Raw genomic sequence first — 16,092 nt, 5'->3', positions numbered from 1 at the left:
GAGCTGGACGTCGCGGAGCTGCACGAGGCGCGGCTGGAGTCGGCCGTCGCCTTCGTCGCCGCAGCCGACGACGACACGGCCAACCTCTGGCTCCTGGCCGCTGCTGCCGAGCTCAACCCGGGCCTGTTCACCGTCGCCCTCCAACAACGAGCGTCGAACGTGCCGCTCTTCGAGGCGCTCGACGTCGACTTCGGGATGACGCCGGCCGAGGTGACGAGCCGCGAGGTCATGGCCCGTCTGACCAACCCGGGCCTCATGGCCTTCCTGCCGTCGGTGCCCCGGATGGATGACCAGTGGTCCGCCGACCTCGTCGATCGCCTCGTCGAGTACTGCGGCACCGGCACTCCCGAGCTCTGGCTCGTCGACCTCGACGCGGAGTCGAGCCCGGCCGTCATCCCGTGGCTCACGGCAGGCACTCTGACCCTGGGCGACCTGCTGCGTAGCCCGGTCGACCGCCACGAGTCGCTCGAGGCCGTCCCACTGGCCCTCGTCCGCGACAACGAGAACCGACCGGCCCCGGGTCCCGACGAGCCCTTGCGTGCGGGCGACCGGATCCTGCTGGCCACCGCCGCCCCGACCAGGCGCGCGCTGGACGCCACGCTCGCGCACGACCCGACCGCGGCATACGTGATCGACGGTCGCTTCGTCCCGTCGAGCTGGATCTGGCGCCGTCTGTTCCCCCGGACGACCACAACTCTGCCCCACGACACCGATTGAGCACGGCCAGTCGGGCCCGCAACGAATCGTGGTCGTCCGGCGAGACAACCCGGAAGCCCTCGAGGTGGTCGTCACGCGCAGCCGACTCGGTATGCCGCTCGCCTCGCTCCCGCCCGGATGCCCGGTGGGATGCCCGGTGGGATGCCCGGTCCGGTGGGAAGGGGGGTGATCCGTGCCGCAGCGGGGCTTCGGGTCCCCACCTGGGTGGGCCAGCGACATACCATCGCTTCATGGAGGGCCGACGGCAGGAGTGGTCCGATCCGCCCTCGACCGTCGCCGCCGAGGCTGACGGGCCGCTCGGAGGACTCGGGGCGTCCGTCAGCTCCGCGCGGACCTCTCAGGCGCAGTTCGCCGCACTGTTCGACGCGGTCGTGGCGATCAGCTCGGACCTGGACCTGCCGGAGGTGCTCGAGCGCATCGTCTTCGCCGCCTGCCGGCTGGTCGACGCGAGGTACGGGGCGCTGGGAGTGACCAGCGGGGACGGGGAGCGGCTCGCCGAGTTCGTCACCTACGGCGTGACCCCGCAGGAGCGGGCGGCGATCGGTGACCCGCCACGCGGGCACGGCGTCCTCGGCCTGCTCCTGACCGACCCGAGACCCCTGCGCCTGAAGGACATCCGAGCGCACGAGAAGTCGGCGGGCTTCCCCCCGAACCATCCCCGGATGACCACGTTCCTCGGGGTGCCCGTGCGGATCCACGACGAGGTCTTCGGCAACCTCTACCTGGCCGAGAAGCACGATGGTGAGGAGTTCACCCAGGCCGACGAGTCGATGCTCGTCACCCTGGCCGCCGCGGCCGGGGTCGGCATCGAGAATGCGCGGCTCTACGAGCGGGCCGGGCGTCAGGCGAAGTGGACGGCGGCGGTGGCACGCTTCAGCCGGATCCTGCTCCAGTCCGACGACGACGGCCCCGCCCTCGCGGCACTCGTCGAAGATGTCCGCACCCTGTCCGATGCGAGTGCGGTCGCAGTGCTGCTCTGGGATGAGGGAGGCATCTGGCTCGGCGCAAGCACCTCCGAGGGGGTGCTGGACGGGCCGCTCGACCCCGAGAGCTGGGAGCCCGCCCGGTTGCTGCGGGAGCCCACCTTCATCGACCACGGGGAGTCGCCGTCGCTGTGGTCCGGGGGCGCCAGGTCGGTGCTGGATGTCGACCAGGACGCACAGCTGCTCGTCGTGCCGGCCATGGTCGGCGACGTACGGGTCGGCTTCCTGCTCATCGCGTGGTGTCGGGACCCGGGCAGGACCGGCAGCGCCGATGTCGGCGGCGCGGTGATGGGCGATGCGGTGGTGCGAGATGCCCTGGTGCTCGACGCGCTGCGCGACCTCGCCCGGCAGACCGGGCTCGCGCTCGCCGCCGCCCAGGGCCAACGGAACCGGTGGACGATGGCCTTGCTCGAGGACCGCGACCGGATCGCCCGGGACATGCACGACCACGTCATCCAGCGGCTCTTCGCGACGGGCCTGTCCCTGCAGTCGGCCATGCCGCTGACGATCCACCCCGTGGTGCGAGAGCGCGTGCTCGAGGCCGTCGACGACCTCGACACGGCGATCAAGGACATCCGCCACACGATCTTCGAGCTGCACCGGACCGGGACGGAGTCGGGCGACATGAGCGACGCCGTGGCCGAGCTGCACGCGGTGACGACGGACTACCTCGATGCCCTGGGCTTTGCACCCGAGCTGACCGTCGAGGGACGGGTCGACGCGCTCGACGGCGACCTGCGGCGCGATGTCGTCGCCGTGCTGCGCGAGGGGCTGGCCAACGCGGCCCGGCACTCGCACGCCTCACGGGTACGGGCTCGGGTGACCGTTGCCTCGCACGTGACCGTCGAGGTGCAGGATGACGGGGTCGGCCTGCCGCCCGACGCGCTCCGCAGCGGGTTGGCGAACCTGGCGGACCGGGCCGGCCAGCGCGACGGCGCCCTCGAGGTGGTGGGCCACCCGGGGGAGGGCACGACGCTGACCTGGCGGGTCCCGCGTCCCTCCAGCTGACCGACCCCCGAAACCCCTTCCTTCGAGCGGGCAAGCACCGCCCGGTCGAGCGGGCAGCACCGCCCGGTCGAGCGGGCAGCACCGCCCGGTCGGGCGGGCACCGGTGCCAGTGGCGGGGACCTTGGTCCCTAGCCGGTCGCCTGCCCTGTCGGAGAGGGTCGAACTACGGACGCGACCAAGGAGGAGTCATGCAGACGGTTCCCAGCACCGACCGTATCGTCGTCGGATTCGACGGGTCACCAGCAGCCGAGTCAGCGGTCGACTGGGCAGCCCAACAGGCCAAGCGACGGGGTGTCAGCCTGCGGGTCGTCGCCGCGATCCCATGGCCGTACAACGGGATCGGCATGGGTGCGGCCACGCCGTTCGACCCGCACGAGCTGGCCAAGGAGCTCGCGGTGGACGGGCAGAAGCGCGCCGTGAAGATCCTCGACGAGGATCAGGTGAACGTCGTCGGAGTCGCCGACAGTGCTGCCAATGCGCTCGTCGAGGAGTCCCAGTCCGCCGGCCTGGTCGTCGTCGGCCACCCGAGCCGCTCCCGTCTGGGACAGGTCTTCATCGGCTCGGTCGTCTACGGCGTGGTCGCCCACGCGAAGTGCAACGTCGCCGTCGTCCCGGATGGAGATGTCGTGCTGCCCGGCGTCCGTCATGCCGTGGTGGTCGGCGTGGACGGGTCCGACGCTGCACTGGCCGCGGTCACCCAGGCCGCGGAGGAGGCCCACCGCTGGGGCGCCCCGCTCCAGATCGTGCAGACCTGGTTCCTCTCGACGGTGACCGGGTGGTCCGGCGCGCTGGCCGGCACGACAATCATCGACGAGGACTCCGACTTCTTCGGCAAGGCTGCCCGCGCCTCCGTCGCCACGGCGGCTGCGCACGCCAAGGCCCTCCACAATGACCTCGTTGTCGAGACGCTCGTCTACGACGAGCACCCGGCTCGGGCCCTCGTCGACGTGTCTCGCACGTGCGGCCTGCTCGTTGTCGGCAACCGCGGGCTCGGCGGCTTCGAGCGGCTCATGCTCGGCTCTGTGAGCCGCTACGTCATCCAGCACGCGATCGTCCCGGTGCTCGTCGTGAGACGGTGAACGAATGCCGATCACGGTCTACCTGCTCGATGACCACGAGATCGTCCGGCGCGGGCTGCGCGAGCTGCTCGAGTCCACCGGCGACATCGCCGTCATCGGCGAGTCCGGCCTCGCACACGAGGCCGCCCGCAGGATCCCGGCACTGCGGCCGGACGTCGCGATCTTCGACGTCCGGCTGCCGGACGGTTCTGGCATCGACGCCTGCCGCGAGGTGCGCTCGATCGACCCGACGATCAAGGGCCTGGTCCTGACGTCCTTCGACGACGAGTCGGCCCTCTCCATGGCGGTCATGGCGGGGGCGCATGGTTTCGTGCTCAAGGACATCAAGGGGGCCGGGCTGGTGGCGGCGGTTCGCCGGATCGCTGCGGGTGAGCACCTCATCGACGAGGAACAGCTGGCGCGGCTGCGGCGAGCCTGGCTGCGCCACGAGGAGAGCGATCCCCGGCTGCGCTCGCTGTCACCGCAGGAGCGGCGGATCCTCGACCTCATCGCGGCGGGCAAGACGAACCGTCAGATCGGCGAGGTCCTGTCGATCGCGGAGAAGACCGTGAAGAACTACGTCACCTCGATCCTCGGCAAGCTCGGGCTCGAGAGCCGGACTCAGGCCGCCGTGCTGGCGGCCACGCGCGGGCACGACCACGGGCACCGGGGCGCGTGGCCGCCAACCGCGTCCGGGCACTGAGCCGCGACTCAGGGCAGGAGCCCAGCGTCACGGGCGAGCCGGACCGCGTGGACCCGGTTGGTGGCGCCCAGCTTGCGAGCGGGGGTCTTGATGCACGCTCGCGTTCGTGGTCCCTCGCGCCCTTCATGACGAGCACGACAGGTGCCTCGTCGCGCCGGTGCCTGTGGCGCCGGCCACCTCCGAAGGGAGGTATGCGTCACGCGGCGGTGAGCGGCATACTCGGGAGCAACGTCGGAAACGTGTCCTGCGCGAAGGAGCTGCCAATGACCACCACCACCACCACGAGCGACGATGTCACGCGCTCGCTGGCCGAGTACGGCCGGGCGGACGCCTGTGCCGCCGAGCTGATCTGCGACCGCCATCCCGCGGAGGCCGTCGCCTTCCGCGTCGTCGACTCCGACCTCACCGTCACCGACCTGACGTTCGGCGAGCTGCGCCGCCGGTCGGAGCGGGCCGCCGCGGCCCTCGCGCGGCTCGGGGTCGGCGCAGGCGATGCCGTCGGCGTGCTCATGGGCAAGTCCGTCGACCTGCCCGCGATCCTGCTCGGCATCTGGCGGCTCGGTGCGGTGCATGTGCCGCTCTTCACCGCGTTCGCCGCCCCCGCCATAGCGATGCGTCTCGAGGGCAGCGGCGCGCGGGTCGTGGTCGCCGACGCGAGCCAGGTGGGCAAGCTCGAGGGTGCCGGCGCCTTGCAGGTGGTCCAGGTCGGCGGGGACACGCCGGAGTCCGAGAGCTGGTCTCGCTACGAGGACCTCGTGGCCGAGGACGTCGACCTGCCGGCGATCGAGGCTGCCCGCCTCGGGCCGGACGCGCCGCTCGTCGTGCTCTTCACGAGTGGCACGACCGGCGCGCCGAAGGGCGTGCCGGTGCCGATCCGGTCGCTCGCGGCGCTGACCCGCTATGTCGTCGACGCGCTCGACGTGCGCGACGAGGACGTCTTCTGGAACGCGGCCGACCCCGGGTGGGCCTATGGCCTCTACTACGCGGTGCTCGGCCCGATGGCCCTGGGACGCGAGAGCATCCTGCTTCATTCCGGCTTCAGCCCGGAGCTCACCTGGCGGGTGCTCGACGAGCTCGGGGTGACGAACTTCGCCGGCGCGCCGACGATCTACCGCGCGCTGCGGGCCGATGCCGCCTCAGCCGGCCGGTCGCACCGGTTGCGTCGCGCATCGTCCGCGGGCGAGCCGCTCACCCCGGAGGTCGTGTCGTGGTCGAGCGAGGCCCTCGGCGTGACAGTGCGCGACCAGTACGGCCAGACCGAGCACGGGATGGTCGCTGCCAATGCGTGGCGCGACGAACTGCGCGAGGAGGTGCCGGCCGGCTCGATGGGCCGCGCCCTGCCCGGCTGGTCGTGCGGTGTCCTGCTCGAAGAGCGCGACGAGGTCGCGCCCGCCGGTACGGTCGGTCGCCTCGCGATCGACACGAGCGCGAGCCCACTGATGTGGTTCTCCGGCTACCTGGACGCACCGGAGAAGACGGCGGAGCGCTTCACACCCGACGGCCGGTGGTATCTGACCGGCGACACTGCGGCACAGGACGAGCAGGGGCGGCTCTTCTTCTCGGCCCGGGACGACGACGTCATCATCATGGCCGGTTACCGGATCAGCCCCTTCGACGTCGAGAGCGTCCTGGTCACCCACGACGCCGTCGCCGAGGCGGCCGCGGTCGCTGCCCCCGACCAGCTGCGCGGCGAGGTCCTCGAGGCGCACGTCGTCCTGCGTCCGGGGCACGACGGGACGCCGGAGCTCGTGACCGAGCTGCAGCAGTTGGTCAAGACGCAGTTCGCCGCGCACGCCTACCCGCGCACGATCCACTTCGTCGACGAGCTGCCCAAGACGCCGTCCGGCAAGATCCAGCGGTTCAAGCTGCGCGAGGAGGCTCGCGCCCGCGGGACCAACTGACCACTCGACCGGGGAGTTGGTGTCGGCTCGACCGGGAGTTGGTGCCCACTCGACGTCAGGGGGTACGTCGAGCGGGCGGTTTGTCCCGGTCGAGTGGTCAGCTCATCGTCCGCGGGCCCCCCACCCGCTGGCCAACGCCGCGGTCGCGATCTCGTCGGCGACCGTTTCGAGGTCGCGCTCGACGAGCCCGACGGTGACCCTCACGTGGTCATGGCCGTCGGCAAGCACGGCGAACGGACCGCCGGGGGCGACGCCGATCCCACGCGAGGCCAGACGGACGAGGGCGGTGGCCTGGTCGGCGACCGGTACCCAGACGTTGATTCCATCCCTGCCGCCGGCGATGACTCCACGTGCCGCGAGGGCGTCGACGAGAACCTTTCTGCGCCGGGCATACTCGGCTCGCGCAGCCACCACCTCGGCCCGGCTCTGCGCATCGGTGAGCAGGTGGTGCAGCACCCGCTGGAGCAGTCGGCTGCTCCAGCCCTGGCCGAGCTGGCGCAGCCGCCGCACCTCTCCGACGAGGTCTTCGGGGCCGCTGAGGGCCGCGAGCCGCAGATCGGGTCCGTACGACTTGGAGAAGCTGCGCACGTGCACGGTCTGCCCCGACAGGCTCGTGCCGAGACTCACGTCGGCGGTGCTGGCAATGCCGTAGGCCGAGTCGTCCTCCACGACGATCGCGTCAGTCGCCCCGATGATCCGGGCGAGCGCGCCGGCGCGGCTGGGCGTCATACTCACCCCGGTCGGGTTGTGCGCGCGCGGCTGCAGGAAGACGGCCTGCGCGGCTGTGTCGAGCGCACCGGTCAGGGCATCTGGCACCATCCCCTCGTCATCGAGGGGGACACCCACCACCTGCACCCCGGCCGCTTCGAGCAGGTCGAGCAACGGCGGGAACGAGGGGTGCTCGACGACGACCCGGTCGCCGAAGCGCAGGCTCGTGCGGATCACCAGGTCGAGGGCATCCATCGCACCGTCGACCACGGCGATCGCGGGCGGCGGGTAGGGCCACGAGTCGACGAGCACCTCGGCCAGCTCGGGCAGGACCGGGTCGTCGAGGTAGCTGCGCGGAGTCCCGGCCGTGGTCACCGCGGCCAGCGCTCGGCCCAGTCCGGGCAGCAACGCCTCGTCGGGCACCCCGGTCGACAGGTCCAGGCTGAGCTCGGCCTGATGCTCCAGGGCTTGCCGGTAGCGCCCGTCCCGGGGCGCTCCCAGGTCAGCCACGACGGTGCCGCGCCGGCCCTTCGTGCGCAGCGTGCCGGCCCGCGCGAGCAGGCCCCACGCCGAGCTCACGGTCGTGGGTGACAACGCCAGCTCCCGCGCGACCTCACGGATCGGCGGCAGCCGGTCCCCGGGCTGCAGCGCCTGCTCCCGGACCGCCCGGCTGACCGCGAGCGCGAGCCCCTTCGCGGTGGGGTCGGCCATCCGGTGCTCGATCTCGGAGATGAGCTCGCGCAGCGCTGTCCGTTGTGCCGGACGCTGCCTCGTCCGCTGGACCGAATCATCGGCACTTTGTGACATGACAGCAACTGTATTGTATTGCTAAGGGTTGTTACGTAGATTCTGGTGTCATGACCACTCGTATCTCGCACTGGGTCGGCGGCACCCCAACGCCGGGCACCTCAGGCCGCACCGCACCCGTCCACAACCCTGCCACCGGAGCCCAGACCGGGCTCGTCGACCTCGCCTCGACGACCGAGGTCGAGGCCGCCGTGGCCACCGCGGTCGAGGCAGCCCACGACTGGCGGCGCACCTCGCTCTCGCGTCGCTCGCACGTGCTGTTCCAGATGCATCGGCTGCTCTCGGACCATGCCGACGAGCTCGCTGCGATCGTCACGGCCGAGCACGGCAAGGTGCACGCCGACGCCCTCGGCGAGATCTCCCGCGGTCTGGAGAACCTCGAGTTCGCCACCGGCGTGCCGCAGCTGATGAAGGGCGGCTTCTCCGAGCAGGCGGCCACCGACGTCGACGTCTACAGCATCCGCCAACCGCTCGGCGTGGTCGCGGGGATCACCCCCTTCAACTTCCCGGTCATGGTGCCGATGTGGATGTGCGCCAACGCGATCGCCTGCGGCAACGCCTTCATCCTCAAGCCGAGCGAGAAGGACCCCTCGGCATCCCTGTTCCTGGCCGAGCTGTGGCGTCAGGCCGGCCTGCCCGATGGCGTCTTCACCGTCCTGCAAGGTGACAAGGCGGCGGTCGACGCCCTGCTGCACCACCGCGACATCGCGGCCGTCAGCTTCGTCGGGTCGACCCCGATCGCCCGGTCGATCTACGAGACCGGCACGGCGCAGGGCAAGCGGGTCCAGGCCCTCGGCGGCGCGAAGAACCACGCCGTCGTCCTGCCGGACGCCGACCTCGACGTCGCCGCGGACGCGCTCGTGTCGGCTGCCTATGGCGCCGCCGGCGAGCGGTGTATGGCGCTGTCGGTGGCCGTCGCGGTAGGCGAGGTCGCCCAGCCGCTCGTCGACGCCATCGCGACCCGCCTGCCCAAGCTTGTCATCGGCGACGGCAGCAAGCCCGACACCGACATGGGACCGCTCATCACCAGCGAGCACCGCGACCGCGTCGCGTCCTACGTCGACGCCGGCGAGGCTGCCGGCGCGAGCGTCGTCGTCGACGGCCGCACCGCCGATGTACCCACGGAGGGTTTCTTCCTAGGCGCGACCCTGCTCGACAAGGTGACCCCCGACATGACGTGCTACCGCGACGAGATCTTCGGCCCCGTCCTCGGCGTCGTGCGCGTCGACACGTACGAGGAGGCGGTCGAGATGATCAACCGCAACCAGTTCGCCAACGGGACCGCGATCTTCACCCGCGACGGCGGTGCCGCCCGCGCCTTCCAGTTCGACGTCGAGGTCGGGATGGTCGGCATCAACGTGCCGATCCCGGTGCCGGTGGCCTACTACTCCTTCGGCGGCTGGAAGGCGTCGCTGTTCGGCGACACCCACATGTACGGCCCCGAGGGCATCACCTTCTACACCCGAGGCAAGGTCGTCACGTCACGCTGGCCCGACCCGGCCACCTCGAGCATCGACCTCGGCTTCCCGACGACGAGATGAGCACCGCCATGACCGACACCACAACCACCGACACCACCACCACCGACACCACGACCACCGACACCACCACGCTGGACCGCACGACGCCGAACGCGGCCACCAGCCTGCTGCCCGCCTACGACGAGGCCCAGGTCCGCGCTCTGGACCGCGCCCACGTCTTCCACTCCTGGTCCGCGCAGGCCCTGATCGACCCGATGCCGATCGCCCGCGCCGAGGGGAGCCGCTTCTGGGACTACTCCGGCAAGGGCTACCTCGACTTCTCCTCGCAACTGGTCAACCTCAACATCGGCCACCAGCACCCGGCGATCGTCGCCGCGATCAAGGAGCAGGCCGAGCGGCTCGTGACGGTCGCGCCGGGCTTCGCCAACGACGCCCGCTCGGAGGCGGCCCGGCTCGTCGCCGAGGTCGCGCCCGAGGGTCTGAACAAGGTCTTCTTCACCAACGGCGGCGCGGAGGCCAACGAGAACGCCATCCGGATGGCACGCCTGCACACCGGCCGGTCCAAGGTGCTCGCGGCCTACCGCAGCTACCACGGCGCGACCGCGGGCGCGATTGCCCTGACCGGTGACCCACGCCGCTGGGCCTCGGAGCCGGCGCTGCCCGGGGTCGTGCACTACTGGGGCCCCTACCCCTACCGGTCGGCCTTCCACGCCGAGGACGAGGCGCAGGAGTGCGAGCGCGCCCTGGAGCACCTGCGCGAGACGATCATGGTCGAGGGACCGCACACGATCGCCGCCATCGTCCTGGAGACCGTCGTCGGCACGAACGGCATCCTCGTGCCGCCGGACGGTTACCTCGCGGGTGTGAGGCAGATCTGCGACGAGCACGGCATCGTCATGATCGCCGACGAGGTCATGGCCGGGTTCGCCCGGTGCGGCGAGTGGTTCGCCGTCGACCACTGGGGCGTCGTGCCCGACCTGATCACCTTCGCCAAGGGCGTCAACTCCGGCTACGTCCCGCTCGGCGGGGTGGTCATCTCCGATGCGATCGCGGCGACGTTCGCCGAGCGGGCCTACCCGGGCGGGCTCACCTACTCGGGACACCCGCTCGCCTGCGCCTCGGCGGTCGCCTCGATCAACGTCATGCGCGAGGAGAAGGTCGTCGAGCACGCGCGCGCCCTTGGCGAGGATGTCATCGGGCCGGGCCTGCGCGCCCTCGCCGAGCGGCACCCCTCGATCGGTGAGGTCCGTGGGCTCGGTGCCTTCTGGGCGGTCGAGCTGGTCCGCAACCGCGAGACCCGCGAGCCGCTCGTGCCGTTCAACGCGACCGGGGCGGACGCCAAGCCGATGGCGGAGTTCGCAGCGGCGTGCAAGGAGCGGGGCCTGTGGCCCTTCACCCACTTCAACCGCACCCACGTCGTGCCGCCGTGCACGACCACGGACGGGGAGGTCCGTGAGGGCCTCGCGATCCTCGACGAGGCGCTCGAGGTCGCCGACCGACACACCGCCTGACCGCCTGACCGCCTGACCGCCTGACCGCTCAGCATCTTTCTTCATCGAGAGTGCACTTTTCCTGATCGACAGTGCAGTTCTGGTCATCGAGAGTGCACCTTTCCTCATCGACAGTTCACTTCTCCTGATTGAGAGTGCAGCAGTCGCGATCGAGCGTGCACCTTTCCTCATCGACAGTTCACTTGTCCTGATCGAGCGTGCAGCAGCCACGATCGAGCGTGCTGTTCTCTTGATCGACAGGACGCAGGTATGCCGCCCAGCGGACCCACGATCGTCAGCTGAGCGGCATACCTGAATGGTCTCGGAGGGCAGGGCCAGGCTACGGTCAGGAGCGAAGAACCGGTCGGGACTTGTCGCGCGGCGATGCCGCGGGAGCATCGACCTGAACGTGGCCGCCCAGTGCTGCACTGTCGATCGCGGAAGGTGCACTCTCGATCAGGATTGCTGCACTGTCGATCAGGGGAACTGCACTGTCGATCAGGAGGTCAGCGGCAGGGACACGGTGAAGACCGTGTGACCCGGCTGCGACTCGACCGTGATCGTGCCGCCGTGCTCCTCGGTGATGATCCGCCACGCGGTGTCGAGGCCCAGGCCCGTGCCGGCCCCTTGCGGCTTCGTCGTGTAGAACGGCTCGAAGATCCGGTGTAGGTGCTCCTTCGGAATGCCCGGCCCATCGTCCGCGATCTCGATGACGGCCCGGTCGCCGTCGCGACGGGTGCGGATCGTCACCGCTCCGGTGCCGTCCGTCGCGTCAGCGGCGTTGTCGAGGATGTTCGTCCACACCTGGTTCAGCGTGTTGCCGTGGACGCGGATCTGCGGGAGCGAGTGGTCGAAGTCACGCGTGACGGTGACGTCGCGAAGGGCGTGGTTGAGGATGGTCAGGGTGCTCTCGATGCCGTCGTGGACGTCGACCTCCTGCTCGACCGCGCGGTCCATGTGGGTGTACCCCTTGACGGCCTGGACCAGCTCGGTGATCCGCCGGCTGCTGCGGGCCAGGACCTCGACCGACTCTCTCGTCGCGTTCGTCGCGTCGACCCACTTGAGGGTGGGCTCGAGGTCGGTCGGCGAGACCTGCGCGGCGAGGTCGCGAAGCGAGGTGGCGGTCTGCCCGGCCTCGGCCAGCCCGGCCGTCAGCGACCAGCCCCGGGCAACCCCGAGCTCGTCGAGCACCTCCTCGATCTCGGTCTCGCGGCGGTCCCGCGCCAGGGGCGTCAGCTGCTCTGCCCGAGGCTGGAGGGGGGCGGCTGCGAGCGCGGTGAGCCGGCGGCACTGGTCCTTCGTGATCCCTTGGTATACAAGCGTGTTCAGCGCCTGGTCACGCTGTGCGAGGGCCTCGGTGAGCCGCGCGCTGGCCCGACTCACCGCGGCCGCCGGGTTGTTAAGCTCGTGCGCGAGACCTGCGGACAGCTTGCCGAGAGCCGCCATCTTCTCGAGGTAACGGGCCTGTTCGTCGCGAATGAGGACGGCGTTCTCGCGCTCGAGCTCCTCAGCGTGGAGGCGTTCGCTGATGTTCCGGAAGAAGCCGTGGGTGGCGATGATCGTCTCGCCGATGTATCGGTCGGTCACGCTGCCCTCGACGGGCACCGGGTCGCCGGTCTTCGTCCTGAAGACGGCCTCCATGTAAGGGATCGGTTCCCCACCGAGTGCCTTGCTGAAGAAGAGCTGGCAGTGCTCGAGGGAGCTGCCGTGGATGACGCTCCAGATATCGAGGTCGGCCACCTCGTCCTGGGAGTATCCCAACGTGTCGAGCCAGGCCTTGTTCACGAACTCGAACGTGCCGTCCGGACGGACGCTCTGGATCATGTCGTGCGCGTTGTCGATCGCGGCGCGATAGCGCTGCTCGCTCTCGGCGAGCTGGAGGTGGGCCTCGTTCTGGCTCTGCTCGGACATCTGGCCTCCGTGGGAAGACGTGCCACCGAGCCACGCGGCGGCACCACGGGCTCGTCGGCTGATCCTTGTCAAGGATAGGATCGCCGGTGGGAGTTGGACCAGGCAGTCCCGGGGCGATGAGGACACTGGTCGGAGGGACGTGACGATGGCGAAACCGATCATTCTCGCGGTTGACGACGATGCGGAGGTACTGCGGGCGGTCACCCACGACGTCCGGCAGGGCTTCGGCGAGAAGTTCCGGGTCATCCGGGCCGACTCAGGCCTGCGGGCACTCGAGGTGCTGCGCCAGCTCAAGCTGGCCGAGGACTCCGTGGCGCTCCTGCTCGTCGACCAGCGGATGCCGCAGATGTCCGGGGTGGAGCTGTTGAGCCAGGCGAGGGCGCTGTTCCCGGATGCGAAGCGGGTGCTGCTGACGGCCTATGCCGACACCGAGGCTGCCATCACGGCGATCAACGAGATCCAGCTCGACTACTACCTCATCAAGCCGTGGGACCCACCCGAGCAGCGGCTCTACCCGGTCCTCGACGACCTGCTCGACGACTGGCTCGCCGACCACCATCCCGCTTTCGCCGGCGTGCGAGTCGTCGGGCACCGGTGGTCCATGGAGTCGCACGCGGCCCGGGACTTCCTGGTCCGCAACCAGGTGCCCTACCAGTGGTTCGACCTGGCCACGAACCCACACGCAGCCGAGCTGCTCGCCCTCGTCGGCGAGGAGGCGCCGTGTCCGGTCCTTCTCTTCCCCGACGGACGGGTGCTGCTGCGCCCGACCATCGGACAGATCGCCGAGACCCTCGGCCTGCGGGGCCATGCCGAGGTGCCGCTCTATGACCTGCTCATCATCGGGGGCGGCCCCGCCGGTCTGGCAGCGGCCGTGTATGGCGCATCGGAGGGTCTGCGGACGGTGCTCGTCGAGCGGGAGGCCACGGGAGGTCAGGCCGGCATGAGCTCCCGGATCGAGAACTACCTCGGGTTCCCTTCCGGGCTGTCCGGCGGCGACCTCGCCCGACGGGCCACGACCCAGGCCAAGCGCTTCGGCGTCGAGCTGTTGCTCACGCAGGAGGTGGCCGCGCTGCACGCTGTCCCTGGGTCGTTGGGGGTCACGCTCGCTGATGGCAGCCGGCTCGGGGCACACTCGATCGTCCTCGCGACCGGCGTGTCCTACGTCCGTCTCGACGTGCCGGGCCTCGACCCGCTCGTCGGGCGCGGCGTCTACTACGGCGCGGGCCTGTCCGAGGTCGCCTCGATCACCGGCGAGGACGTCTTCGTCGTCGGCGGCGCGAACTCGGCCGGGCAGGCAGCCATACACTTCTCGACCGTCGCCCACAGTGTCACGATGCTCGTGCGCGGGTCGAGCCTCGCCGCAGGGATGTCGCACTACCTCATCGAGCAGATCGACCGCACCCCCAACATCACGGTCCGGCTGGGCTCGAGTGTCGTGCAGGCGAGCGGTGACGAGCACCTCGAGCAGCTGGTCATCCGCGACAACCAGAGCGGTGAGTGCCAGATGTCGCCCGCTTCCTCGCTGTTCGTCTTCATCGGGGCCAGGCCCCGGACCGAGTGGCTCGACGGTGTCGTCACCTGTGACGAGCGCGGCTTCGTCCTCACCGGCCCGGACCTGTCCACGCAGGACGGCCGGGCGTGGCCGCTCGAGCGTGACCCGTTCCTGCTCGAGACGTCCGTGCCGGGGGTCTTCGCAGCGGGGGACGTGCGCCATGGTTCAGCCAAGCGCGTCGCGACGGCAGTCGGCGAGGGTGCTTCAGCCGTGCTCACGGTCTGGCAGTACCGCGCCAACACGGGCCTCTGACCCAAGAGTCCTTCACGACACGCCGAACAGCCGCGCGGTTCCGGCGGCTGGAAGCAGGGACGCTTGCTGGATGCTCGCCCCTCCCCATCGAGAGTGCAGTTGTCGGCATCGAGAGTGCACCTTCCCTGCTCGAAAGGAGGCAGGTATGCCGCTCAGCGGGCCGACCAGCCCCATCTGAGCGGCATACCCGATGGGCTTTCGGGCGGAGAGCAGCAGGTCAACCTGAAGACAGAAGGCGCGACGGTGGCAAGGGGTGCACTGTCGATCAGGAGTGGTGCACTGTCGATGCCCGATTGCTGCACTGTCGATCGGGAAAGGTGCACTGTCGATCAGGAATGGGGCACTCTCGATCGGGGGCCTCGACCTCGCGTCGCACGATCTCGGTCCACTGCGCCATGGCCAGGTCGACCGCCTCGCGGTCCTTGGTGGTGGCCAGCTCGAAGAGGAGCCCTCGCGCCATCGCCAGGGACTGCAGGGCCAGGGTCCTGGCCCGACCGACCGGGACCCCGCTGCGCTCGTAACCCTGCTCGAGGACGCCGATCCAGCCCTCGCCCAGCCAGCGCCGCAGCGGCTCCGCATGAGCCTGGCCCCGCATTGCGTGACTCGACAGCTCGAAGAAGAGCGGCGCGAAGACCTCGGCCCGGTCGGCCACCCGTACCCAGAAGGCGCGGCTCGCCTCGAAGGGGTCCTCGTGGGTCGCGATGAGCTCGACCAAAGCTTCCTGCTCACCGCGCTCGACCGCCTCGACCACTGCGGTGAGCAGGCCGTCGCGCGACCCGAAATGGTAGTTCAGCATCCGGTGGCTCGTCCCGATGCCGGCCGCGAGAGTGCGCAGGCTCGTGTCGCCGACTCCATGCTCCGCCAGGAAGGCGACCGTCTTCGCGAGCAGCCTTTCGCGGGCCGTCAAGCCCCGGTCTGTCACACCTCGGTCCGCCGGGCGGCTGCGGTCGCCTCCAGCGCCGCGGCCTCCCTCGTGACATAGTCGCGCGTCCGGCTACCGTAGACCCAGCCGACCGGAGCGGCGAGCAGCCCGGACCAGGTGACACCCAGCCGGATCGTCGTGCCGTCATCGATGGGGACCAGCTCGTGGGTCCCGGTCGTGAGGATGCCGGGGCGTCGAGACTCCCAGGTGAAGCCTGCGCCCGCGCGCCAGTCGGTCACCGTCCAGGTTGCGCGCGGCAGTCCTGGCTGGTCGATGACGTAGCAGGCACCCGGCCCGGCTGTGTGGTCGGGGTCGACGGGCCGCGCGGCGTCGACGGTGGGGAGCCAGTCGGGCCAACGGCGCAGGTCCGAGAGCACCTCCCAGAGCACGTCTGCGGTGAGGGCGGTGGTTCGCTCTACGAAGATCATGTACCAAATGGTACATCTGCTCGGCGCACATCTCGTCCTCGACCGCCGAGGTATGCCGCTCAGCGGGCTGATGATCGCCAGCTGAGCGGCATGCCTGATGGGGTTTCGCGCTCAGAACTGCACTGTCGATCAGGATTGCTGCACTGTCGATCAGGATTGCTGCACTGTCGA

General features: G+C 70.2%; 12 protein-coding genes. 8 read left to right on the top strand and 4 right to left on the bottom strand.

Annotated features, from left to right (window positions below):
- The 5 genes from L0H79_RS13815 to L0H79_RS13795 all read left to right on the top strand — a co-directional run.
- On the top strand, window positions 1–717 hold a 717-nt coding region (locus L0H79_RS13815; RefSeq protein WP_301485204.1), incomplete at its 5' end, for an NAD-binding protein.
- A 230-nt stretch (window positions 718–947) separates the two neighbouring features.
- Window positions 948–2,708 (top strand): GAF domain-containing protein, encoded by a 1,761-nt coding sequence (locus L0H79_RS13810; RefSeq protein ID WP_301485203.1) that lies wholly within the window; start codon window positions 948–950, stop codon window positions 2,706–2,708.
- Window positions 2,709–2,896: 188 nt separating this feature from the next.
- A complete protein-coding gene (locus L0H79_RS13805; protein ID WP_301485202.1) occupies window positions 2,897–3,787 on the top strand; it encodes a universal stress protein in 891 nt (296 codons plus the stop codon).
- 4 nt (window positions 3,788–3,791) lie between these two features.
- The gene (locus tag L0H79_RS13800; RefSeq protein WP_301485201.1) at window positions 3,792–4,469 is read left to right on the top strand and encodes a response regulator transcription factor; all 678 of its coding nucleotides are present in this window, start codon (window positions 3,792–3,794) and stop codon (window positions 4,467–4,469) included.
- Window positions 4,470–4,732: 263 nt separating this feature from the next.
- Window positions 4,733–6,370, top strand: a complete 1,638-nt coding sequence (locus L0H79_RS13795) for an AMP-binding protein (protein WP_301485200.1) — start codon at window positions 4,733–4,735, stop codon at window positions 6,368–6,370.
- Window positions 6,371–6,472: 102 nt separating this feature from the next.
- Here L0H79_RS13795 and L0H79_RS13790 read toward each other — a convergent pair whose 3' ends face one another.
- Window positions 6,473–7,885, bottom strand: a complete 1,413-nt coding sequence (locus tag L0H79_RS13790; protein WP_301485199.1) for a PLP-dependent aminotransferase family protein — start codon at window positions 7,883–7,885, stop codon at window positions 6,473–6,475.
- Between the two features lie 50 nt (window positions 7,886–7,935).
- Between L0H79_RS13790 and L0H79_RS13785 the strand changes: the two genes are divergently transcribed.
- Together L0H79_RS13785 and L0H79_RS13780 are read left to right on the top strand one after the other, a co-directional pair.
- Complete coding sequence (locus L0H79_RS13785; RefSeq protein ID WP_301485198.1) at window positions 7,936–9,426, top strand: CoA-acylating methylmalonate-semialdehyde dehydrogenase; 1,491 nt, start codon at window positions 7,936–7,938, stop codon at window positions 9,424–9,426.
- A gap of 8 nt (window positions 9,427–9,434) precedes the next feature.
- A complete protein-coding gene (locus L0H79_RS13780; protein ID WP_301485197.1) occupies window positions 9,435–10,877 on the top strand; it encodes an aspartate aminotransferase family protein in 1,443 nt (480 codons plus the stop codon).
- A gap of 477 nt (window positions 10,878–11,354) precedes the next feature.
- Here the strand turns inward: L0H79_RS13780 and L0H79_RS13775 are convergent, their stop codons facing one another.
- On the bottom strand, window positions 11,355–12,767 hold the full coding sequence (locus L0H79_RS13775; protein WP_301485196.1) for a nitrogen regulation protein NR(II): 1,413 nt from the start codon (window positions 12,765–12,767) through the stop codon (window positions 11,355–11,357).
- Window positions 12,768–12,912: 145 nt separating this feature from the next.
- On the opposite strand from L0H79_RS13775, the gene L0H79_RS13770 reads away from it, so the two are divergent.
- Complete coding sequence (locus L0H79_RS13770; protein WP_301485195.1) at window positions 12,913–14,571, top strand: FAD-dependent oxidoreductase; 1,659 nt, start codon at window positions 12,913–12,915, stop codon at window positions 14,569–14,571.
- Window positions 14,572–14,836: 265 nt separating this feature from the next.
- On the opposite strand, the gene L0H79_RS13765 is transcribed toward L0H79_RS13770, so the two are convergent.
- Together L0H79_RS13765 and L0H79_RS13760 are read right to left on the bottom strand one after the other, a co-directional pair.
- The gene (locus L0H79_RS13765; RefSeq protein WP_301485194.1) at window positions 14,837–15,478 is read right to left on the bottom strand and encodes a TetR/AcrR family transcriptional regulator; all 642 of its coding nucleotides are present in this window, start codon (window positions 15,476–15,478) and stop codon (window positions 14,837–14,839) included.
- A gap of 11 nt (window positions 15,479–15,489) precedes the next feature.
- Complete coding sequence (locus L0H79_RS13760; RefSeq protein WP_301485193.1) at window positions 15,490–15,921, bottom strand: SRPBCC family protein; 432 nt, start codon at window positions 15,919–15,921, stop codon at window positions 15,490–15,492.
- Window positions 15,922–16,092 lie beyond the last annotated feature (171 nt).

The sequence above is a fragment of the Intrasporangium sp. genome, from assembly GCF_030452765.1.
In the GTDB taxonomy this organism is placed as follows: domain Bacteria; phylum Actinomycetota; class Actinomycetes; order Actinomycetales; family Dermatophilaceae; genus Intrasporangium_A.
Note: the sequence above shows the minus strand (reverse complement) of the source record. Positions and strands in the feature narration are given on the sequence as shown.